Here is a 21,156-nt window from a genome sequence, read left to right as displayed (position 1 = left end):
AGGTTTAAAGAACGGTAAATTTAATAATAAATTCGGTTCCTTTTTCTAATTCGCTGGTATAAGAAATCTGCCCGTCCATTAATTCGATGTATTTGCTTACAATATGCAGGCCCAGGCCGGTGCCTTGTATGTTAGAGGCATTGGTGCCCCTGAAGAAACGTTCAAATAAATGTTCCTGGTCTTCTTTAGAAATGCCGATACCACTGTCTTTTACCGTAATAACAATTTCGTCTTGTTTAGTGGCACTGGCTATGGTAATGATCCCTTTTTCGGGAGAAAATTTAATGGCATTAGATAAAAGATTCAGGATTACATTTCTTAATAATGCCGGATCAAGGTTAACAATGGCATCCCCGGTATGGGTATACTGTATATGCTGTCCCGGCTTTACAAGGTTCTGCATTTCGGCACAAACCGTTTCCAGCATTTCTTTAATATTAAACTGGGTGTAATGTGCCGTAATTTTTCCGTCTTCAATTTTTCCGATGGATAAAAATTCGTTGAGCAGATCAGTGAGGTTGTTAACAGAGGTTTTAATGCGTTGAATATGCTTGTCCCTGTTTTCCTGCTGCACTGTTTCGGTATATTTTGCCACCAGGGAAGCCGAAGAAAGTATCGTACTCAAAGGCGTTCGGAATTCATGCGAAGCCATAGAAACAAAACGGCTTTTAAGGTCACTCAGTTCTTTTTCCTTACTTAATGCTTTGGTCAGCTCTTCTTTTGAATCCTGTAGTTGTACCAGTGTTTCCTGTAATTGCTGTGTACGCAATTCTACTTTTTGTTCCAGGTCGTTATTAAGTTCCTCTATTTTTAAATTGATATCGGCCAGTTGCTCTTTTTGTTCCAGTACTGCGTTTTCAATTTCTTTACGTTTCGTAATATCACTTATAAATGCAATAGCAAAACTGCCTTCGTCGGCACCGTAGTGGCTTAAACTGATCTCTACCGGGAATTCGGTACCATCTTTTTTTATGCCATACAGGTCCTTTCCGATACCCATGGGCCGTCGTTCCGGTTTTTTATTGTAATTGGAAAGATGTTTGGTATGGTTATGATGATAGCGGGAGGGGATGAGCGCCTCTACTTTTTTACCAATAAGTTCTTCGGGGCTGCCATAGCCAAATTGTGATAGTAAAAAATTATTGGCAAGAACGATTTCGCTTTTATCGTTTATTACTAAAATACCCATTGAGGCATATTGAAACAGCGCCTCAAATTTTTCCTTTTCTTTTAAAAGGATATGTGCCGATGTGTAGACCAAATTGTGTTGGTTTGTATAAGTTAAGTAATTCTAAAATTACAACAATACAAACATATGCAGAGAAAGAAACTGTAATTTTTTATAAGCCGCCATAATAGTCATAGCCCCTCTCATACCAATAATCGGGCGGCCTTTCATTACTAAAGAAAATAGTGCCGATACGTTTTATATTTTTTACGCCGTATTTAACCGGTATAATCAGCCTTAAAGGGAATCCCTGGTTCATCGGCAGCGGTTTGGCATTCATTTCGTAACATAAAATGGTTTGCGGGTGCAAAATACTTTTGGTATCAATGCCAACATAGTATTCCTTGTCGGGTGTGTTAAGGCCCACAAATTTCATCTGGCTTTGGGCATCCAGCTTATATTGTTTCACAAAGTCGGTAAACTTTACACCTGCCCAGTGTGTAACCTGGCTCCAGCCTTCAATACACTTAAAGTCAAAAATAATTTCGGTTTTGGGAAGGGCTTTAATTTCATCTATGGAAATATATTGCGTGTCTCCGATGTTACGGATCAATTGCAGCTTCCATGTTGTGGCATCAAAATTTTCGCCCATGCCGGCATCGCCATTTACCCTTACCCTGGGTACTGCATCCTTAACGGGGTAAGATCTTGCCAGGTGGTTGTTAGCAAAAAGCGACATAAAGATTTTTTCATTGGTATTTAAAACTGCTCGTAATGGAGCGGGGGTGCCGTTATCTTCCGGTTGCCGGTGCAGCCATTGCCATGCCGCAACGCAGGATGCTATAAACAAAAAGAAAAACAAAAATGAGATCAGGGTTTTATTCCTGATCTGCTTTGCAGAAAGAATTTGTTCTTTGTTGGTATCCATCACCTTTGTTTATAAATAGGTTAAATATCTTCAGCAGGGGCTTCCAAAGTTTTTCCTTCAGACGGAAGGGGTTTGGTTTCAAAACCTCTTACCATTGCTGCAAAATTATTCCAGCCTGCCAGTACCACTTGTATGATATGTACTAAAAAGAAAAGGCAAAACAATATCGTTAAAATAAAATGTTCTGCCCTGGCCCATTCGTAACCCCCTAATATGGTACATAACCAATAGAGTTGTACCGGTTTAAAAATGGCCAGCCCGGTTAATAAAGAACCAAGCCCCATAAAAATTACACCGGTATAAGCAATGCGTTGTGCTGCGTTATATTTTTTTTGAGGAGGCAAGCCTCGTTTCAAATGCAGGTCGTGCAGTAAAACCAACCCAGCTTCTTTTAAAGATCTTCTATTGGGAAAAATAAATTTATATTCTTTTGAAAACAACAGGTATAAAACATAGATCAATCCGTTTACAGCAAACAGCCACATAAACACAAAATGTAAACTCATGCCTTCAGCCAATCTGAAAGGAATGTTCAACGCCTTATTAAAGGAATCAGGAAAAAATTTAAGCACAGTGGTATTACCCCAGCCCAGGCGGTACACATCATTGGCCCAGTAAATTAACATGCCGCTCCAGATCATTACACCCAATACCGGAAAATTGATCCAGTGAAACCATCGTATGGCAAGCGGATGTTTTTGTATGATCTTTTTTTTAGTCATTACTATTGTAAGCAGAAGTTTATACCAACCATTTTAAGTTACGCTGTTAATTTCAAACTTCACCTTCATGAGCGCCTCTATTTTTTGGGAATAAATGTTAAGCTGGCCGAATTCATGCAATATCTTAATCCGGTAGGTTTGGGGCCATCATCAAAAACATGGCCTAAGTGAGCACCACACCTGCTGCAGTTTACCTCAGTTCTAACCATGCCATAGCTGTTATCAGTAAGTTCTTCCACATTAGCTTTTACCAATGGTTGCCAGAAGCTGGGCCACCCGGTGCCGCTGTCAAATTTAGTAGCAGAGCTGAATAATTCCTGGCCACAGCAAACACATTTATAGATACCGGCTTTGTGATTATCCCAGTATTTGCCGGTGTACGCATTTTCGGTGCCTTTTTTACGGGTTACCTGGTATTGTTCTGCAGTTAATTGTTTTTTCCATTCTGCATCGGTTTTTGTTACCGTATAGGTTTTTGTTTGTGCTGATGAACAGCTTGCTGCTGAGATGAATAGTATAGCAGCCAATACAATATGTTTCATATTTTTTATTTTAAACAGATACGGAAGATGAACAATTTTAGTTTTTCGGGAGCTGAACTTTTAACAAAATCCCGTGTTAACAAATTTACAGTATAATTTAGCAGTTCAAAAGTAATCTTACCGACAAATGGGAATACGCAGACAAGTTGCCGAATATTTATTCATTAAAAAGAAAAGTGCGGATGCGCCACATACGTTTAATATCAAAGCCATGCATTTTATTAACCGGCTTTCTATTATGCTTTTTATTGCGGCAATGATAATACTGGCAGTAAAACTATTGCGCTGATGCAGTAAGAAAATGATGAATACTCTTAGCTGCATTGGCAGAGGCATGCCCGCCCTTGCGCAACAGATTTTTTAAGGCCGCATAATCTGCAGCCAGCTGTTGTTGCTTTTTTTCATCGCTGAGTAATAATTCAAGTTCTCGCCTGCAATTTTCTACGGTCAGTTCATCCTGTATCAATTCTTTCACTACTTCTTTATCCATAATTAAATTCACCAGCCCGATGAACTTAATTTTTATTAATCGTTTTGCAATCTGGTAGGAGAGGGCATTGCCTTTATAACAAATTACTTCCGGCACGGCAAACAGTGCTGTTTCTAAAGTAGCCGTACCACTGGTTACCAGGGCCGCTTTAGCCTGTGATAAAAGCGGGTAGGTTTTATTTACTACAGAAGATACATTGCTGTAAGGTGCTAACAGCTCATTATAAAAACTCTCCTCTAAACCGGGTGCTTTAGCTACTACAAATTGATAAGCCGGAAAATGTTTGGCCACCTGCAGCATGATGGGTAATTTTTTTAAAATCTCCTGCTGGCGGCTGCCGGGGAGTAGTGCGATGATGTTAGCTGTTGGTTGACTGTTGCTGGCTATAAGGGGCTTGTTACTGCCGGCTGTCAGCAACCAGCTATCCACTACTTCCACCAAAGGATGCCCCACATATTCCACTTCGTAATTCCATTTTTTATAAAAATCTTTTTCAAATGGTAAGATCACGAGCATTTTATCAACATTCTCTTTAATACCTTTTACCCTGTTTTCCTTCCATGCCCAAACCTGCGGAGAGATATAATAGATCACTTTTATGCCTTGCTGTTTTGCCCATTTTGCAATACGCAAATTAAAGCCGGGGTAATCAATCAGTATTAAGGCATCTGGTTTATGTGCTGTAATATCTTTTTTACAAAAATCGATATTGCGGAAAATAGTGCGCAGGTTTTTTATCACTTCCACAAAGCCCATAAAAGCAAGGTCGCGGTAATGCTTTACCAATGTAGCGCCGGCGGCCTCCATTTTATCGCCACCCCAGCAACGGATACCGGCAGCAGGATCCAGCTTACGCAGTTCTTTAATAAGGTTACTGCCGTGTAAATCGCCACTTGCTTCTCCTGCTATAATATAATACTGCATAAATAATAATTACCGGTGCAATTTACCATTGTTTGTTTAATTAAAATAATCGCCGGGTAAGGAAGCCGGCAGTAACTTTTTACTACCATGCAATAACCTGTTGCTGAATACATATTTAATACTAACAGTAATCTGCCGTGGCAGTAAATGATTTTATCCTGAGCCAAAACGCATAAAAAAATATAGTTTTGGCTCAGGATGCAGGTAAAATTAGGAGCCAAAACAGCAAATAATTTGTACTTTTGGCTTAAGATAAATTACTATGCAGGAAACAAATATTATTGGCAGAGAACAAGAAAAGCTTTTACTGGATGGTATCCTGGCTGATGACAAAGCTGATTTAGTTGCGGTGTACGGCAGGCGGAGGATCGGTAAAACCTACCTTATCCGCAGCTACTTAAAAAAACATATTGTACTGGAATACCCGGGTATTCATAATGTAGAAACTGCCGTGCAATTAACCGGTTATTGCCGGGCATTGGCTACACAACTGAATAATAATATTGCATTACCCGGCGTTACTGACTGGTTTGGGGCATTTGAATTAACAGCCCGGTTATTACAAAAGAAGCTGCGCCGCAAAAAAATAGTGTTTTTTTTAGATGAATTTCCGTGGCTGCAAACCCCCAAATCCAATTTTTTAGCTGCCTTTGAACAATTCTGGAATACCTGGGCCTGTAAACAAGCTAACCTGGCCGTGGTACTTTGTGGTTCTGCCGCAAGCTGGATGATACAAAACGTAGTGCGGAACAAAGGAGGATTGCATAACCGCATTACGCATAAAATTCCCCTGCAACCTTTTACATTAAATGAAACAGAAGCATTTTTAAAAAGCAGGAAGGTGCAATTAAACCGCTACCAGGTTACGCAACTCTATATGGCTTTTGGTGGTGTGCCGCATTACCTGGAGCAGGCAGCTACGGGCTTAAGTGCGGCACAAATTATAGATAAAGCCTGCTTTACCAAAAGCGGTTTTTTATACAACGAATTTACAGATCTGTATAAAGCCTTATTCGACAGTGCCGATAGACATTTAAAAGTAATAAGGGCTTTGGCAGCCAAACCCATGGGGTTAAGCCGTAATGAAATAATTAAGGCCTGTAAATTACAAAGCGGGGGAAGTACCACAGCATTACTGGAAGAGCTGACCGCTTCGGGGTTTATTACACCCTATGTGCCGGTAGAAAAAAAAGTAAAAGACAGTATTTATAAATTAACGGATGAATACTCTTTGTTTTATTTAAAATTTATGGAAGCCAACCGCAGCGGCAGCAAAGGTACCTGGGTACGCCTGAGCGATACCCCTGCATGGAAAAGCTGGAGTGGCCTGGCTTTTGAAAGTATTTGTATGAAACATATTCCGGCTATAAAAAAAGCATTGGGTATAGGTGGCGTTTACAGCGAAACAGCAATCTGGAAAAGTAAGGGCAGCAACAATAAAGCTGTCGCACAAATAGACCTTGTTATCAGCCGCAGGGATAACTGTATTAATTTTTGCGAAATAAAATTTTACGAAAATAAATTTTCAGTAGATAAAAAATATGCGGCTGCCCTGCAGCAGAAGAAACATATTTTTCAGCAGGAAACAAAAACAAGGAAACATCTTTTTATAACGCTCATCAGCAGTACAGGTTTGCAGGCTAATGAGCATAGCCTTGGGTTGATAGACCAGCAACTTACCTTGGATGATTTGTTTATTCCCATGCAAAGAGAAGGATAATATCCTGAGCCAAAACTATGTTTTTTGATGGGTTTTGGCTCAGGATGTGCCGATAGGTAATACTGGCTTTTAATAGTGATCATTCTTTTATTGCTTCAATTACCAGGCTTTCCATTTTTACCATTTCTCCGTTCAATTCAAAATCCGGTTCCTGTATTTCAAGGGACTGCAGTATAGTAAAACCATTTTGAATGAGCAATTGTTCGGCATCTTCTTTACTGAACATATGGAAGCCATATTTTGTAAAAGGGTAATTTTTCATTTGCCGTTTGGGCCGCAGGGTTACAATGAACTTTCCTGCAGGCTGCAATACCCGTTTTATTTCGTTCAGTATGGTTACCGCGTCATCCCAAAAATAAATGGTGTTGATGGTAAATATTTTATTGAAAGCAGCAGCAGCAAATGGCAATGCAGCAACATCAGCTAAAATGAATTCAGCCCTGCCTTTCGCTATCCATGCAGCATTCAGCTTTTCGGCTTCTTTAATCATCACCTCCGAAAAATCGGCGCCGGTATATTGTATGCTCTCATCTTTTTGCAAAATATGGGGTACAAAAAATCCATTACCCATGCCGATCTCTAAAATTATATCCCCTGCTGCTGCGTTCAATACGGCAAGCGTATCTAAATTAATTTGTGTATTGCCCCGGTTCATCCATTCGCCTGTTTGTATGCCTGCGTCGCCGGTAGGTTGGCGTAGTTGTGCGGCAAGTTGCTGGTAAGATGTTTCGTTCATGTTGAATAGAATTAAAGGGAAATTTATTTTTTATACAATTCAATTTTGCGTCCATCAGGGTCGGTAATTATTGTCATAAAACCAAAGTCTGTACTGGTTGGCTCAGTAAAAACTACTTGCTTTTCTTTAAGTATACTAATAACCTGGTTAAAATTATCGATGCTAAAACCTAACCTTAAATTTTTATCCGGCTCGGGTTGATTTTTTGCTAAAGGATAAATCTCCAGAATGGTCTTATCTATCAATGTTGAAAAATGGTAAGCAGAGTTGCCATGTTTGTGATATTCAAATGTTAATCCCAAAACAGCATAAAAATCTGCGAGCTTTTGTATATCGGCTGTCCTTAAAACTAATAATTTGATTTCCATTTTTCCTATAGCTGCGTGAAGACTTCTTACCTTACGAGAGTAGATTCAATATTAAGATATTCTGCGCTAATATAAAAATTGGAAAATAGTATATGCCTGAGGAGTGTAACTTACGATGGCAAATGAAGGTAATAATGCTGATGCAAAAGAAGGGCATGCAATGCATTCTGATCTGCGTATTCAGCGATATCTGCGGGAGATAATTAAATTTCAAACACCTCAATCGTGGCATTAATACCTCTTTCGGTAATGGCATCGCATTGAGGTTTCAGTGTGTCGTAGCTGCCTTCTTTTACGGCGTATTTGCCTTTGGTGTGGATGATCATACTGCATTGCTCGGCCTGCTGTTCGGTATGGCCGCAAACTTCCATCAGGGTTTCTATCACCCATTCAAAAGTATTTACCTCATCATTCCATACAATTAAAGTGCAGGATTCATCTGCGGTGGTCATTGTATCGGTGGCTTCCAGGCCCCTGGTTTCAGTATGTGTTTGAACTGACTGCATGTGGTAATGCAAAAATAATACGATTTTTTTATAAAACACCACCGGTGCAACATTTAAGGCATAATAATTGTCAATATTGGTCGTGAGGCGTGAATAGAGAATCGTGAATGACAAACCCTGAATGTTTTAGTGTTTCTCAACTCAGATCCGACTGCCACGAAAACATACCTCAAAAAACTACCGGAACAATGCTGCGCATCACTAAAAAAAAGAAGGACGGGACAGAACTGCCTGTAAAACAACAGGCCGTAGTGCTGCCTTTGCATACCGGCAACCGCAGCCTGGAATTTTTAGTAGAGCTGATTAAAAAGATCCGCCCCGATAATCCCCGCAACATTGAAGAAGCCGAATTGAAGTTTAAAGCTGTACTGTACCAGGTGGGGCAGGAGCGTACTTCCTTGTTTTCGCTACGTAAAGCATTACTGAGCCAGTTTGTAAAAACAAATATTGTAACGGCACTCACCGAAAGTGGCATTGTAAGCAGCCGTGGTTTTGTGCAGGAATTGCAAAGCAAACTGAAACATAAAATTTTACCGGCGCTGCAAAGCCCCGATAATTTTTTATATGTGATCAACAAAATATTTTATAAAAAAACTGATCATATCTGGGTAGAGGGAATGGACCCTGAATTGTGGAAACAGTTTTTTGAAATGCTGGGTATACAGATCAACCTTACCGAACCGGCATTGATAAAACAACTGCAGCAGTCATTGCAATTGCTGAGTTACCGCATAACCACATTGGGTTTGGAAAAGGAGATGACGCACCGCTACGAGAATTTTGAAGATGCTATTTATCCTTTTTTAGAACAGAACCGCCTGGTGAATGAATATTTGCTGGCCTACGCATCCGGTAAGGATGCACAAACGCAGCGCATCTTATTGGGTAACGCTACCGAAGCATTGCATAATTGCAATCAAAGTATCCAGTGGATAAGAGACCAGCGGAAAACCTATGGCACCAGCCTTGCACAAACGTATATTCTTACCCGTTTACAGCAACAGATCAACCGGTTGTTTATTATTATTGATGTACTGGATAGTGATAATGCGTTAAACACCGAACGCTTTGCCGATTATTTTAAAACTGTAGTGCATAATGAGAACCGGAAAAATTCAGTAAGAGAATTTTTAAGTGAGAACACGGGATACTTAGCTTACCAGATTGCGGAGCATGGTGGCCGTACAGGTGAAAGATACATCAGCACTACCCGGAGAGAATTCTGGAAAATGTTCTGGAGTGCAGCAGGTGGCGGTATAATTATTTCTTTTATCGGGGTGATAAAAAATTTACTGGGTAAGATGAAGCTGGCTCCTTTCTGGCAGGGCTTTTTATACAGTACCAATTATTCGCTGGGGTTTATTTTGATACAGGATACCGGTTCTACCTTAGCAACCAAGCAACCGGCCTACACTGCTAATAATGTAGCCAGTTCTTTTGATGTGGAAAAAATTGGTGAGCAACCCGACCTGCGTAACCTTGCAATTACAGTGGCAAGGGTAAGCCGTACACAACTGGCGTCCTTTGCAGGAAATTTAGCCGTGGTATTTCCGCTCACTTATATTTTGGCATTTTTGTTTTTTGAAATTACCGGTAACAAAATTGTGGGCGGCAATACACCCGAACAATTTAATGCGGCACATAAATTATTAACCGATCAGCAACCCTTTCACAGCCTTGCTTTATTGTATGCATGTTTTACGGGCTTCTTTTTATTTGCCAGCGGATTGATTGCCGGCTATGTAGAAAATTATGTGGTGTATGGAAAGATCGGCGACCGCCTTCGTAGCCTCTCTTCTTTTAAAAATACGTTTAGTGAAAAACGCCGCTACAAGATTATTCATTATATAGAAAATAATTTAGGCGCACTCATTGGTAATATTGCCCTGGGTTTCTTTTTGGGTATGGCCGGTTTTTTTGGAAAAACATTCGGCCTTCCTTTCGATATACGGCACATCACCATCTCGGCAGCCAATACGGCCATCGGGCTTTTTGGTATGGATAATGCAATCTCCACTAAAGAATTATGGTACACTATTGCCGGTGTATTCAGCATTGGTTTTTTAAATTTTGCCGTAAGCTTTAGCCTGGCGTTTATTGTGGCGGTAAAAAGCCGGGGTATTCATTTAAGAGAGTACCCTGAGTTCCTGGGTATTCTATGGCGCTACATAAAAAAATTCCCCCGTGATTTTATTAAGGCGCCTGCAGTGCGTACGGCGAATGAGTTGAAATGATTTTAGCAATTGATACTATTTTATCTCTCTCTTGTAAACAATAAGCACCTCATCAATTAGCTCCCGCTATTTTTGTATATTGTCAGCAATTTTAAAAATCTTATTCAATTATTGCTGTATGAAAAAAATTGCTGCACTGTTATTGCTTTCCATTACTATTTGTTCCGCTTTTGCAACTGTTACCCTGCCAAAAATATTTGGAGATAATATGGTATTGCAACGCAATAAACCCATCAGTATCTGGGGTTGGGCAAATGCCGGAGAAAAAGTAAGGGTGCAATTCAATCAGCAGCAAAAATCTGCAGTAGCTGACAAGATGGGTAAATGGCAATTGTTGTTACAACCGGAAAATGCAGGCGGCCCTTACCAGTTAACAGTAACCGGCAAAAATAAGATCAGCCTGCAAAATATTTTAGTGGGTGAAGTGTGGATATGCAGTGGCCAGAGTAATATGGAAATGCCCATTGCAGGTTGGGGCAGGATCAATAATTACGAAACTGAAATTGCCGGAGCTGATTATAAATTCATTCGTCATTTTAAGGTACCCAATACCGTTAGTACAACAGTAAAAGAGGATATTACAGGGGGAGAATGGAAAGTTTGCAGCCCTGCAACTGCGGGTGATTTTTCTGCAACGGCATATTTTTTTGCAAGAGAATTATACAAACAATTAAAAGTGCCCATAGGATTAATTAATTCTTCCTGGGGTGGCACACAATCCGAAGCATGGACCAGCAAGGAAGGTTTTGCACAAAGCCCTGAGTTTAAAGATATCAGCGCTGCTATGGAAAAAAGTGATATAGAAGCCCTGGTAAAACAAAAAAGGGATGCGGTAATGGCAAATATTAAAAAGGCACAAGGAGTGCTGGATAATGCTGCCGGAACTGCTGACTGGAAGAATAATAATTTGGATGACAGCAAATGGTGGCCGATGAAATTGCCCGGCGCCTGGGAAGAGAATGGCTTTCCGGGGTTAGACGGTGTGGCATGGTTTAGAAAAACAATTACCATCAGCGAAGCCGATGCAGGTAAAGCTGCCGTACTTGAACTGGCAAAAGTGGATGATATTGATGAGACCTACGTAAATGGAATAAAAGCGGGCAGCATAGATAAATGGGATGAACCAAGAAAATACAATATTGGTACAGGTATTTTAAAAGCCGGTAAAAATGTGATCGCTGTAAGGGTAACCGACCAGCAGGGTGGAGGAGGCATTTATGGCGATGCGGCAGCAATGAAACTTACAATTGATAAAACAGTATTACCTCTTTCAGGTGAATGGTTGTTCAGGGTAGAGTCGGTAGCATCAGCTGGCACAGCAGGCTCCGTTGGGCCAAATGATTTTCCTTCTCTTTTATTTAATGGGATGATCAACCCTTTGTTGCCCTATACTTTTAAAGGTGTAATCTGGTACCAGGGCGAAACCAATGCAGGCAGGGCTTACCAATACCGTACCGCTTTTCCTTTAATGATCAGCGACTGGAGGCAACATTTTAAACAAGGTGATTTTCCTTTCTTATTTGTGCAATTATCCACTTTTGGTACTGCAGATGCCAATAGTAACAATGGCAGCAACTGGGCAGAGCTGAGGGAAGCACAGGCTATGACACTTACATTACCCAATACCGGTATGGCAGTTACCACTGATATTGGTAATCCAAAAGATATTCATCCTAAGAATAAGCAGGATGTGGGTAAAAGGCTGGCCGCAATTGCGTTACATGACGTGTATGCACAGGTTGGCGAGTATGCAGGGCCGTTATACCAGGCGATGAAAATAAATGGCAGCCAGCTTGAATTATCATTTACACATACCGGCAGCGGATGGTTAGTAAAAGATAAATATGGTTACATCAAAGGTTTTGAAATTGCAGGTGCAGATAAGAAATTTTATTTTGCCAAAGCCATGATAAAAGATGGGAAGGTAATTGTATTTAACGATGATATTGCACAGCCTGTTGCAGTACGTTACAATTGGTGTGATGATGCATCTGAAGGCAACCTGTTTAATAAGGAAGGTTTTCCTGCAGCTCCGTTGCGTACAGATAATTGGGATGGGATAACTATAAAAAATAAATACAATCTCAATCAATAATGAGCCGGCTGCCTGGTAATATATAAAGCGGTATATGGGTGATACCCGAAAAGCCTTCCGGAATTACATGATAGTAAATGGGTAGAAGACAACCCTTGCCGGTGCCTGTTCTATAAAAACATGCCATTAATATTTGACTTTCAGAAGGCAATATATTCTTTAAATTTTCGTTAGTTTTGGTTTACAAAATACTTTACACTAAGCTTTTCATTATCTAACCCGGGAGTATTTAGCCAGTTACAAAAAGTACACGATGAAACCTTCTGCCACAAGTATTTCCAGCCTTACTCCTTTACGTGGTATTGCAGCCCTTGGTGTGGCGGCTTTTCATTTCCAGATCTATTTTATCAGGTTTGTTGCAAAAGAACAAAGCATGTTTATTGATAAGGGGTATTTAATGGTAGACCTTTTCTTTATCATGAGCGGTTTCCTGATCATGCATGTTTACAAAGATGAATTTGCACAAAAAATAAGTGCGGCTGCATTTAAGAAATTTATGCTGGCCAGGTTTGCAAGGATATACCCGTTGCATTTTTTTACACTGATCATATTCCTGGGGGTATTTTACCTGGGCTATCTTGATGTTGAGGGCCGCTACGATCAGCATGCCATTCTCAGCAATCTTTTTCTGCTTCATTCATTTCCTGTAAATAAAGAATTAACCTGGAATGTGCCCTCATGGAGTATAAGTGCAGAGTGGTGGACCTACATGCTGTTCCCGTTTTTTTGTTTATTGTTGTGTAAAAGCAGGAAACCGGGTATTGTAATAATGCTATCGGGTATTGTATTACTTTATACGGCAATACTGTATTTTATACCAAGGCATGGCGCTGATGAACCGGGATACAACCTGGGGCATAACCTGGATGTGAATTTTGATTATGGATTTTTAAGAAGTATTGCAGGATTTATGACAGGCATGCTTTTGTATTTATTGTATAGCATCAGCAGGGTGAGAAAAATGTTTAGTTCAGATATGCTTTGTGGAAGCTATGTGGCATTGCTATTGTTTGCAATGCATATAGGGATGGAGGATATCTTTTTTGTGCCGGCCTATGCCATTTTAATACTATTACTCACTTGTAACACGGGTAAAATTTCGGCCGGGTTTAATAACAGATTGTTTACTTTTTTAGGGGATATTTCCTATTCGGTTTACCTTATTCACTTTCTGCTGATCATCTTTATTAAAATGGTGGCGTATAAACTGGGCTATCATTTTAACCCCGGAATACTATTCCCCTTTTTACAGGGAGCGGCATTTTGCCTGTTGTATCTTTTAACCCTGGTGGGCATTTCTGCCGTTTCTTACCGGTTACTGGAGAAACCCTGCAGAAAATTTATTAATCAAAAATGGGCAGGAAAGTAAAGCCGGGAGAGGCATTCCGATAAATGTCAATAAATTAATTCAACTAATTTGATGAAAAATTTTGTCAAAAGTTATTAAACCTTATCTTTGCCCTCCGAAAATCAAAAAGGGAGTTTAGCTCAGTTGGTTTAGAGCATCTGCCTTACAAGCAGAGGGTCGGCGGTTCGACCCCGTCAACTCCCACAAAACCTCATCTTCACCGATGAGGTTTTTGCATTTACAGATTTCATCTCCTGTAATTTCACATTAGCTTCCCCGGCAATACGCAGGATCAGGCGTGAATTCATTATTAAGGGCAGTTAATCAATATTTACAGTTGGATTTACTTTTTTTGTTTGAGCAATGAATGCGGCAATATTTTCAGCATCGTACGCTACCTGGAATTTTATTTTTTCTGACCTGCCAGATAGTGTTATATATTTTACAACATAAAAATTAATACCCCTGGTAGCCAGCGAGGTAAAAAAATCTTCTTTTACCGATTTAATATTTTTCAAAGGGACAACAATTTCCTGCCTGTGATATTTTTTTATATAGAGATTACCGGAATCGAAAAAAACAGCTGCCCTTGTAAAAAAATAAACCAGCAGGGCGCTTAATATAATAATCAGCAAAATATATTCTGTTAGTTTTTCTGTAGAAATTCGTTTGTAATCCTGAACCAACAAGAATAAAAGAAGAATGCCTGCAACGGTGAGTATTTTTGTAAAAATAAGTTCAGCTGATATTTTTACTTTTTCCGCGCTTTCCATAATGATAGCGTTTGCAAATAGTAAGGAACCAGGGACAAATTGTTAATTCAATTGCAATGCCGGCAACCGGTAAGTTTGCCCGTCATATACAAATAATTCATCTACCTCAATAGTCCAGTATTTATGCAGTGGTGATTTTGCCAGCATTTTTTCCACGTCTTTCTTACTCTCTGCATTAACGATCATCCAGCTTCTTTGTGTTTCCATGCTCACCGAATAATAATCGATCACATTTTTTTCAATTAATGAATTAATGTACACCCGGTGTGGCGGCACAAAGCTCATAAACTCGTCATCCATTTCAAAATGAATGGTTACCTGGTACTTATTTAATTCCTTTTCATTTAAATAGTCCATGATGTAATATTGTTTACCCATTCTTTATTGAACGGGACGGTTATTTTAATGTAGTTATCTGTAAAGCCCTCCATCATATTATTCTTATCCTGCTTCTCAAACAATACTTTCCTGGTTTCACCAATATGCTGCTGTGTAAAGTACTGCATCTTCTGGTAACTCAAATTACGTAATTGTTTGTTTCTTTCGTTACGAACCGATACGGGCACCACAGGTTTTAAAGTGAGTGCATGGGTATTATCCCTTTCCGAATAGGTGAATACATGCAGGTAGGAAATATCAAGGCCATGTAAAAAATCAAAAGTCTCTTTGAAGTCTTCCTCCGTTTCTCCCGGAAAACCAACGATCACATCCACACCAATACAACAATGCGGCATCAGTGTTTTGATGAGGCCCACTCTTTCGGCATACAATTCTCTCTTATACCTTCTCCGCATCATCCCTAATATTTTATTGCTGCCACTCTGCAAAGGAATATGAAAATGCGGCATAATCCTCTTACTGTTACTTACAAATTCAATGATCTCGTTGGTAAGCAAATTAGGTTCAATAGAAGAGATACGGTAACGCTCTATGCCTTCAATAGTATCCAATTCTTTTAAAAGCCGGAAGAAATTTTCTTCAGTTTTTTTGCCAATATCGCCATTGCCAAAATCGCCAAGGTTTACGCCTGTCAGCACAATTTCTTTAATGCCTGTAGCAGCTAATGTTGTTACATTCTCAACCACATTGGCAATACTGTCGCTTCTGCTTTTGCCACGGGCCATAGGGATAGTGCAGAAAGAACAGTTATAATCACAGCCATCCTGTACTTTTAAAAAGGTCCTGGTACGGTCGTTTTTAGAATATGATGCAGTGAAAGTATTTACATCTTCAATATCGCAACTGCATATTTTAGTGGCATCGCCTTTACTGATCTCTTTGAGATGATGGGCAATATTGAATTTTTCAGCAGCACCCAAAACCAGGTCCACACCCGGAATAGCGGCAATCTCCGTGGGTTTTAACTGGGCGTAGCACCCGGTGATCACCACCATGGCTTCCGGCGCTTTGCTTTGTATGCGGCGCACCAGGTAGCGGCATTCTTTGTCGGCATTTTCGGTAACGCTGCAGGTGTTAATTACATAAACGTCAGCCACTTCGTCAAAATCTTTCTTAATAAAACCATCCTGTTCCAGCAACCTGCCAATAGAAGAGGTTTCAGAAAAATTAAGCTTGCAGCCCAAAGTGTGTAATGCAACGGATTTACTCATGAACCGCAAAGATAAAACAGAGATGATAAATGGTAGTAAAAATGATTTTGGCGCCTTTATCTTTGTAACCGCTGGTTATTGTACAGCATCACAAATATGCATCAACCCCAACAAATACTCCCCGCAGTGGCCGCCGCCATCTTTAACGATAAAGGCGAAATATTACTCCAAAAAAGAAAGGATGTGAACCAATGGTGCATTATTTCGGGGCATGTGGAGTTTGGGGAAACGATTGAAGCGGCTATTTTAAGGGAGATTGCAGAAGAAACGGATAGCAAGGCAACTATCACACGTTTTATAGGGGTGTATTCTTCACCCGGGTCGCAAACCTATCATTACAAAGATAAAACGGTGCAATATGTAACGTCTTATTTTGAAGCCCGGCTTGAAGATGCTGTTGCGCCGGGGTTTTCCAATAACGAAACTGCCGCATTACAATTTTTTAAGCCGGAGCATATTCCCGGTAACCTTGCCCTGATCAATCCACATTGGCTTGATGATGCTTTAAATAAAACATCGGCCGTTTTTATCCGGTAAGCCTTTACTTTGCATTTGTAAATCCCCGTCATGTTAAAAAAGTATTTGCCATTTGTGTTTTTAATTGCTGCGGCAGGTTTGTTATACTATGTAAAAAATCACCAGCGGGGAAAAACAATTTCCACCACTACCAATACGGAACCGCATGTAACTATTCCGTCGACTATTACAACAAAAAATAATACCGATCTCCCCTTCAACAGGCATAGCGGACACCTGATCTATACCAAACATGCCCGATGCAGGATGGAGTGCAGGCATATCGACGAAACCGAAGTACAGGAAATATTAGACAACGGTATACTTAATAATAATAAAATTGAAGAAAGCGATAAAGGCAAAAGTTATCCTTTAGAAGGGGTTACGCATGATAAGCAACATGTGCGTATTGTGTTTGCCCCCAAGCAGGAAAACCTGGTGGTAGTAACTGTAATTGATTTAGATAAGGATTGGTATTGCGATTGCAAGTGAATAAAGAGTATAAAAGTGCTGCGTTTATAAAGTATGATTTACAATAAAAAAGTAACAGTTTATTTAAAAAACATTCGTGTAAATTTGTATAACCTGCCTGCCGGCAGGTTAGTGGCGAAACAATTAATCGATTAACGTGAGTGAACAGATATGAAAATAAAATCTTTTTTGGCAAAACCTTTTGCCTCTTACATACATAAGCAGATAAAAAAAGGAATGGAAACTGCTGTGCAGGACCAGCAATCCATTTTTACCCAGCTAATAAAAGATGCAGCAAAAACCGAGTTTGGCAAAGAACACGGTTTTGCAGATATTAAAACCTATGAAGATTTTGTAAAGCAGGTGCCCATCAGAGATTACGAAGCGTTTAAAGGATACATTGAAAGAATTAAGGAAGGCAAGCATAATGTATTGTGGAAAGGGCAACCGATTTATTTTGCCAAAACGAGCGGCACCACCAGTGGTGTAAAATATATTCCCATCACCAAAGATTCTATTCCCAATCACATCAACACAGCACGCAATGCGCTGTTGTGCTATATGGCCGAAACTGGCAATACACAATTTGCCGATGGCAAGCTGATCTTTTTAAGCGGTTCGCCCGAATTGGAAAGAGTAGGCGGTATACCAACCGGAAGATTGAGTGGCATTGTGAATCATCATGTGCCGAAATATTTACGGAGCAACCAGATGCCTTCTTACGAAACCAATTGTATTGAAGAGTGGGAAGAAAAATTAGATAAGATTGTAGAAGAAACGATCAATCAGAACATGACACTCATCAGTGGTATACCACCATGGATGCAGATGTATTTTGACAGGCTGACAGAAAAAAGCGGAAAAAAAATAAGTGAACTCTTTCCAAATTTTAGTGTGATGGTGCAAGGCGGTGTAAACTTTGAACCATACAAGGCAAAGCTGTATGAAAGTATTGGTAAAAAGATTGATTGCATCGAATTATTCCCGGCAAGCGAAGGCTTTTTTGCTTTCCAGGATAGTCAGCATGAAGAGGGGTTATTATTGAATACCAATAGCGGAATATTTTTTGAATTTGTACCTGCGGGAGAAATTTTCAACCAGCACCCAACAAGGTTGTCATTAAAAGATGTGAAAGTGGGAGAGAACTATGCATTGATCATTAATAACAACGCCGGCTTATGGGGATATAATATCGGTGATACCGTAAAGTTTTTATCAACCAATCCTTACCGTTTAATGGTGAGCGGAAGAACAAAACATTTTATCAGTGCCTTTGGCGAACATGTAATTGGCGAAGAAGTGGAAGCCGCATTATTAAAAGCTGCCGAAGAAGAACAGGTGAAAGTGACGGAATTTACTGTAGCGCCAATGATTGCACAGGATGCCGGCAAAAGTTACCACGAATGGTTTATTGAATTTGAAAATACGCCGGCAGACATGAACCGTTTTGCCAAAAAAATAAATGAGAACCTGCGCACTAAAAATGTATACTACGATGATTTGATAGCCGGTAATATTTTACAGCAATTAAAAATTTCCGCAGTAAAGAAAAACGGTTTTATCGATTACATGAAAAGCATTGGCAAACTCGGCGGACAAAATAAATTACCAAGGTTGAGTAATGATAGAAAGATTGCAGAGGCGCTGGAGCCTTATGTTTCCAATTGAATTTTTTACGAGGAAGTCAAGTTTAAAAAACTTGACTTTTTTGGGTAATTACTAATTGCTTTTACACATTCTGCACCTCTGGCCTTAATCATTGTCAAATAAAAAATCCTCAATCTTCACAGTTTTGCAGCATTGGCTATTTCCTTTCACCTGTAGTACCAACAAGGTACTGGATGATAATTTCTTTAATTGATAAATCAACGATGAGTTTTTCATACCAGTCGATTAAAATAAACGAATATTTTTCTCCTAAATAATTTAATAACTGAGAAATGGCAAATCTGTCATTTTTATTCGACAAGTCATCATCATAATCAAGCCAAATATATTTCACTATGCCGTTTTCTGAACTAAAGAAAATTGCATACGACGAGTTGCCAAAGCAACTGGCGTCTTCGATGTTTTGCCGGTAGTCGTCCATGCGTTGATCTTCTACATAGATATTATTTTCTCTGTAAACTAAGCCATGGTTTAAAAAAGCTTCAGTAAGTTCGGAATTTGAAATATTTAAATTCAATATCGAAAAAGACCTGTCCCCACCAATTGGCCTTTGAGTAAAATAGTAATCACTTGTGTCCCTGTATTTCCAGGTATTATTATCATTTTCTTCCAGATATTTCAAATGCTCTAAGGCATCTAAAATAAGTTGTCGGTTTTTTTTCGTTGTTATCCCGAAAATCAAGTAGTCAGACTCAAAAAATTTATTCATTGATCAATAACATTTCGGTATCCAGGCAACACCAGTATTTCTTGCAGCAATATTATAAAGAAGTCTGGTTTTAAAACCAGACTTCTTTATTTGCAGTAGTTAAATCTTCTGTACGCCCGGCTTTATCGTCGTCAGATCCCCAATCATTACCGGTTTGCCGCTATCACAACTTTTTCTTGCAGCAATACCCACCAAACAAGATAAAGCTCCATCTCTTACGCCGGCAGATTGCCGTAAATTATCTGCGGTACCAGGAATAAAGATCCTGTCTTTCAAAAGTTTATCGCCACCACCATGGCCACTGGCCGCAAAAGGCACTTTTATAAACTCCGGCTTCTCAAAATTTTTGGTCAGCATCAGTTCATCATAATCCAGTTTCACCGGCGGATTGCTTTCCTGTATCCATGCTTCCAGTCTTCCTTCGGTACCATTAAAGGCTATGCGGTAGCCCTCGTAAGGAGAGTAGGTAGTGCAGCTGTAACTTACCTGTACACCATTGGCATATTTTATAGAAGCCGCCATCTTATCAAAAATATCAATATCGTTTTTCCATACACATCCATCTCTTAAATAACCATCATACTTTTCATTATCGGCATACAAGGCCATCAATCTTTTGTCTTTGGTCATATCAAAATAAAATTTGCATTTATCCTTATGCTCACAGGGCCTGCAATTGGTACTGCGGAACGAATTATTTTTTCCATAATGTTCCAATGAGCCAAAGGCAAAAACTTCTGTAGGATCGCTGTCGATCCACCAGTTCAGTAAATCAAAATGATGGGTGGCTTTGTGTACCCACAGGCTGCCGCCAAATTCTCTCAGGCGATGCCATCTTCTGAAATAATCTGCGCCATGATGAATATCGAGGTACCAATGAAAATCGACAGAAGTTATTTTTCCTACTGCACCGGCACGAAGCAGCTCCCACATTTTAGCCCGGTGTGGCGAGTAGCGGTAATTAAATGTTACGGTAACTTTTTTGCCGGTTCTTTTTTCTGCATCAATAATGGCCTGGCATTTTGTTTCATCGGTGGTCATGGGTTTTTCGGTGATGATATCTGCACCCATTTCCATGCCTTTTATGATGAACTCGTTGTGTGTAGAACACATGGTGGTTACAATCAACACTTCCGGTTTCACTGTACGCATCATCTCTTCAAAATTGGTGAAGGTGGGGCAGGTTACGCCCAGCATTTTTTGTACGGTTTCCACACGGCCTTTATTCTTGTCGCACAAGCCAACAAATTCCACATAATCGCTATATTCTTTCAGCACATCCACACCCCACATGCTGCTGCCGCGGTGGCCGGTGCCTACCATGGCATAGCGTTTCTTTTTTCCTGTAAACAGAGCGGCGGTTTCGGCAACGGCATCATTCAGTAACATGGAACCTGCTAAAACGGTACCTGTGGTGGTAATAAATTGCCTCCGGCTGTAGTTGTTTTCCATAATGCAAGTGTTTAATGGTTTGATTAATACATGTTTAGTTTAGCAGATCGGTAACTAAAGATATTTCAAAGTATTTTAAAGTTTAGTATTTTTTTACACATTTTATTTAAATAATGCTATACCTTTGCGACGACTTTACAGATAAATAAATTGAAAAAGAATCAACCATACATTAT

The 21,156-nt window shown here is 39.8% G+C and carries 21 protein-coding genes and 1 tRNA gene; 9 read left to right on the top strand and 13 right to left on the bottom strand.

The features are described 5' to 3' along the window. Positions 1 to 4 precede the first annotated feature (4 nt). From ACYVM0_RS08330 to msrB, 4 genes are all read right to left on the bottom strand, one after another. Positions 5 to 1,261, bottom strand: a complete 1,257-nt coding sequence (locus tag ACYVM0_RS08330; RefSeq protein ID WP_460555291.1) for a PAS domain-containing sensor histidine kinase — start codon at positions 1,259 to 1,261, stop codon at positions 5 to 7. A 79-nt stretch (positions 1,262 to 1,340) separates the two neighbouring features. Then, positions 1,341 to 2,096, bottom strand: coding sequence for a molybdopterin-dependent oxidoreductase (locus ACYVM0_RS08325; protein ID WP_460555288.1), 756 nt, complete (start codon positions 2,094 to 2,096; stop codon positions 1,341 to 1,343). A gap of 20 nt (positions 2,097 to 2,116) precedes the next feature. Next, positions 2,117 to 2,818, bottom strand: coding sequence for a cytochrome b/b6 domain-containing protein (locus tag ACYVM0_RS08320; RefSeq protein ID WP_460555285.1), 702 nt, complete (start codon positions 2,816 to 2,818; stop codon positions 2,117 to 2,119). A 77-nt stretch (positions 2,819 to 2,895) separates the two neighbouring features. Then, positions 2,896 to 3,360 carry a peptide-methionine (R)-S-oxide reductase gene (gene msrB, locus ACYVM0_RS08315; RefSeq protein WP_460555282.1) on the bottom strand — a complete coding sequence of 155 codons (465 nt, stop codon included), beginning with the start codon at positions 3,358 to 3,360 and terminating at the stop codon, positions 2,896 to 2,898. A 127-nt stretch (positions 3,361 to 3,487) separates the two neighbouring features. Here msrB and ACYVM0_RS08310 point away from each other — a divergent pair, with 127 nt between their 5' ends. Then, entirely contained in the window at positions 3,488 to 3,649 is a 162-nt protein-coding gene (locus tag ACYVM0_RS08310; protein WP_460555279.1) for a DUF6728 family protein, read from the top strand. Here ACYVM0_RS08310 and lpxB read toward each other — a convergent pair. Continuing rightward, on the bottom strand, positions 3,638 to 4,774 hold the full coding sequence (gene lpxB, locus ACYVM0_RS08305; RefSeq protein ID WP_460555276.1) for a lipid-A-disaccharide synthase: 1,137 nt from the start codon (positions 4,772 to 4,774) through the stop codon (positions 3,638 to 3,640). The genes ACYVM0_RS08310 and lpxB overlap by 12 nt on opposite strands. Before the next feature lie 262 nt (positions 4,775 to 5,036). On the opposite strand from lpxB, the gene ACYVM0_RS08300 reads away from it, so the two are divergent. Then, positions 5,037 to 6,494, top strand: a complete 1,458-nt coding sequence (locus tag ACYVM0_RS08300; protein ID WP_460555273.1) for an AAA family ATPase — start codon at positions 5,037 to 5,039, stop codon at positions 6,492 to 6,494. Positions 6,495 to 6,573: 79 nt separating this feature from the next. Here the strand turns inward: ACYVM0_RS08300 and ACYVM0_RS08295 are convergent, their stop codons facing one another. The 3 genes from ACYVM0_RS08295 to ACYVM0_RS08285 all read right to left on the bottom strand — a co-directional run bounded on the left by ACYVM0_RS08295 (position 6,574) and on the right by ACYVM0_RS08285 (position 8,218). Next, a complete protein-coding gene (locus tag ACYVM0_RS08295; RefSeq protein ID WP_460555270.1) occupies positions 6,574 to 7,230 on the bottom strand; it encodes a class I SAM-dependent methyltransferase in 657 nt (218 codons plus the stop codon). Positions 7,231 to 7,253: 23 nt separating this feature from the next. Further along, a complete protein-coding gene (locus tag ACYVM0_RS08290) occupies positions 7,254 to 7,598 on the bottom strand; it encodes a VOC family protein (protein ID WP_460555267.1) in 345 nt (114 codons plus the stop codon). 203 nt (positions 7,599 to 7,801) lie between these two features. After that, on the bottom strand, positions 7,802 to 8,218 hold the full coding sequence (locus tag ACYVM0_RS08285; protein WP_460555264.1) for an ATP-dependent Clp protease adaptor ClpS: 417 nt from the start codon (positions 8,216 to 8,218) through the stop codon (positions 7,802 to 7,804). 74 nt (positions 8,219 to 8,292) lie between these two features. Here ACYVM0_RS08285 and ACYVM0_RS08280 point away from each other — a divergent pair, with 74 nt between their 5' ends. The 4 genes from ACYVM0_RS08280 to ACYVM0_RS08265 all read left to right on the top strand — a co-directional run bounded on the left by ACYVM0_RS08280 (position 8,293) and on the right by ACYVM0_RS08265 (position 13,985). Continuing rightward, positions 8,293 to 10,338 carry a hypothetical protein gene (locus ACYVM0_RS08280; RefSeq protein WP_460555261.1) on the top strand — a complete coding sequence of 682 codons (2,046 nt, stop codon included), beginning with the start codon at positions 8,293 to 8,295 and terminating at the stop codon, positions 10,336 to 10,338. Between the two features lie 118 nt (positions 10,339 to 10,456). Further along, a complete protein-coding gene (locus tag ACYVM0_RS08275) occupies positions 10,457 to 12,433 on the top strand; it encodes a sialate O-acetylesterase family protein (protein ID WP_460555258.1) in 1,977 nt (658 codons plus the stop codon). 253 nt (positions 12,434 to 12,686) lie between these two features. After that, positions 12,687 to 13,802 (top strand): acyltransferase family protein, encoded by a 1,116-nt coding sequence (locus ACYVM0_RS08270; RefSeq protein ID WP_460555255.1) that lies wholly within the window; start codon positions 12,687 to 12,689, stop codon positions 13,800 to 13,802. Positions 13,803 to 13,910: 108 nt separating this feature from the next. Next, positions 13,911 to 13,985: transfer RNA gene (locus ACYVM0_RS08265), tRNA-Val, on the top strand. Between the two features lie 116 nt (positions 13,986 to 14,101). Here the strand turns inward: ACYVM0_RS08265 and ACYVM0_RS08260 are convergent. Genes ACYVM0_RS08260 through mtaB form a run of 3 tightly spaced genes read right to left on the bottom strand, consistent with a single transcriptional unit; the run spans position 14,102 to position 16,164 of the window. Then, the gene (locus ACYVM0_RS08260) at positions 14,102 to 14,554 is read right to left on the bottom strand and encodes a hypothetical protein (RefSeq protein ID WP_460555253.1); all 453 of its coding nucleotides are present in this window, start codon (positions 14,552 to 14,554) and stop codon (positions 14,102 to 14,104) included. 42 nt (positions 14,555 to 14,596) lie between these two features. Then, positions 14,597 to 14,911 (bottom strand): hypothetical protein, encoded by a 315-nt coding sequence (locus ACYVM0_RS08255; protein ID WP_460555250.1) that lies wholly within the window; start codon positions 14,909 to 14,911, stop codon positions 14,597 to 14,599. Next, a complete protein-coding gene (gene mtaB, locus ACYVM0_RS08250) occupies positions 14,899 to 16,164 on the bottom strand; it encodes a MiaB/RimO family radical SAM methylthiotransferase (protein ID WP_460555247.1) in 1,266 nt (421 codons plus the stop codon). The genes ACYVM0_RS08255 and mtaB overlap by 13 nt, the downstream gene beginning before the upstream one ends. 96 nt (positions 16,165 to 16,260) lie before the next feature. Here mtaB and ACYVM0_RS08245 point away from each other — a divergent pair, with 96 nt between their 5' ends. The 3 genes from ACYVM0_RS08245 (at position 16,261) to ACYVM0_RS08235 (ending at position 18,819) form a co-directional block, all read left to right on the top strand. Beyond that, complete coding sequence (locus ACYVM0_RS08245; protein ID WP_460555244.1) at positions 16,261 to 16,701, top strand: NUDIX hydrolase; 441 nt, start codon at positions 16,261 to 16,263, stop codon at positions 16,699 to 16,701. A 30-nt stretch (positions 16,702 to 16,731) separates the two neighbouring features. Then, positions 16,732 to 17,172: a DUF4258 domain-containing protein gene (locus ACYVM0_RS08240; RefSeq protein WP_460555241.1), complete on the top strand. Its 441-nt coding sequence runs from the start codon at positions 16,732 to 16,734 to the stop codon at positions 17,170 to 17,172. 150 nt (positions 17,173 to 17,322) lie between these two features. Continuing rightward, positions 17,323 to 18,819, top strand: a complete 1,497-nt coding sequence (locus ACYVM0_RS08235) for a GH3 auxin-responsive promoter family protein (RefSeq protein ID WP_460555237.1) — start codon at positions 17,323 to 17,325, stop codon at positions 18,817 to 18,819. A gap of 136 nt (positions 18,820 to 18,955) precedes the next feature. Here the strand turns inward: ACYVM0_RS08235 and ACYVM0_RS08230 are convergent, their stop codons facing one another. Beyond that, on the bottom strand, positions 18,956 to 19,528 hold the full coding sequence (locus ACYVM0_RS08230; RefSeq protein WP_460555234.1) for a hypothetical protein: 573 nt from the start codon (positions 19,526 to 19,528) through the stop codon (positions 18,956 to 18,958). Between the two features lie 99 nt (positions 19,529 to 19,627). Further along, on the bottom strand, positions 19,628 to 20,980 hold the full coding sequence (locus tag ACYVM0_RS08225; protein WP_460555231.1) for a Gfo/Idh/MocA family protein: 1,353 nt from the start codon (positions 20,978 to 20,980) through the stop codon (positions 19,628 to 19,630). Between the last annotated feature and the right edge of the window lie 176 nt (positions 20,981 to 21,156).

Source organism: Ferruginibacter profundus (assembly GCF_054783275.1).
Note: the sequence above shows the minus strand (reverse complement) of the source record. Positions and strands in the feature narration are given on the sequence as shown.

Bases quoted from the DNA above. Each gene is read 5' to 3' on its own strand.
- ACYVM0_RS08235 (WP_460555237.1), top strand. From the start codon at position 17,323: ATGAAAATAAAATCTTTTTTGGCAAAACCTTTTGCCTCTTACATACAT.
- ACYVM0_RS08325 (WP_460555288.1), bottom strand. From the start codon at position 2,096: ATGGATACCAACAAAGAACAAATTCTTTCTGCAAAGCAGATCAGGAAT.
- lpxB (WP_460555276.1), bottom strand. From the start codon at position 4,774: ATGCAGTATTATATTATAGCAGGAGAAGCAAGTGGCGATTTACACGGC.
- ACYVM0_RS08310 (WP_460555279.1), top strand. From the start codon at position 3,488: ATGGGAATACGCAGACAAGTTGCCGAATATTTATTCATTAAAAAGAAA.
- ACYVM0_RS08280 (WP_460555261.1), top strand. From the start codon at position 8,293: ATGCTGCGCATCACTAAAAAAAAGAAGGACGGGACAGAACTGCCTGTA.
- ACYVM0_RS08295 (WP_460555270.1), bottom strand. From the start codon at position 7,230: ATGAACGAAACATCTTACCAGCAACTTGCCGCACAACTACGCCAACCT.
- ACYVM0_RS08320 (WP_460555285.1), bottom strand. From the start codon at position 2,818: ATGACTAAAAAAAAGATCATACAAAAACATCCGCTTGCCATACGATGG.
- ACYVM0_RS08255 (WP_460555250.1), bottom strand. From the start codon at position 14,911: ATGGACTATTTAAATGAAAAGGAATTAAATAAGTACCAGGTAACCATT.
- ACYVM0_RS08275 (WP_460555258.1), top strand. From the start codon at position 10,457: ATGAAAAAAATTGCTGCACTGTTATTGCTTTCCATTACTATTTGTTCC.
- ACYVM0_RS08245 (WP_460555244.1), top strand. From the start codon at position 16,261: ATGCATCAACCCCAACAAATACTCCCCGCAGTGGCCGCCGCCATCTTT.
- ACYVM0_RS08240 (WP_460555241.1), top strand. From the start codon at position 16,732: ATGTTAAAAAAGTATTTGCCATTTGTGTTTTTAATTGCTGCGGCAGGT.
- ACYVM0_RS08260 (WP_460555253.1), bottom strand. From the start codon at position 14,554: ATGGAAAGCGCGGAAAAAGTAAAAATATCAGCTGAACTTATTTTTACA.
- ACYVM0_RS08230 (WP_460555234.1), bottom strand. From the start codon at position 19,528: ATGAATAAATTTTTTGAGTCTGACTACTTGATTTTCGGGATAACAACG.
- ACYVM0_RS08300 (WP_460555273.1), top strand. From the start codon at position 5,037: ATGCAGGAAACAAATATTATTGGCAGAGAACAAGAAAAGCTTTTACTG.
- ACYVM0_RS08225 (WP_460555231.1), bottom strand. From the start codon at position 20,980: ATGGAAAACAACTACAGCCGGAGGCAATTTATTACCACCACAGGTACC.
- msrB (WP_460555282.1), bottom strand. From the start codon at position 3,360: ATGAAACATATTGTATTGGCTGCTATACTATTCATCTCAGCAGCAAGC.
- ACYVM0_RS08270 (WP_460555255.1), top strand. From the start codon at position 12,687: ATGAAACCTTCTGCCACAAGTATTTCCAGCCTTACTCCTTTACGTGGT.
- mtaB (WP_460555247.1), bottom strand. From the start codon at position 16,164: ATGAGTAAATCCGTTGCATTACACACTTTGGGCTGCAAGCTTAATTTT.
- ACYVM0_RS08290 (WP_460555267.1), bottom strand. From the start codon at position 7,598: ATGGAAATCAAATTATTAGTTTTAAGGACAGCCGATATACAAAAGCTC.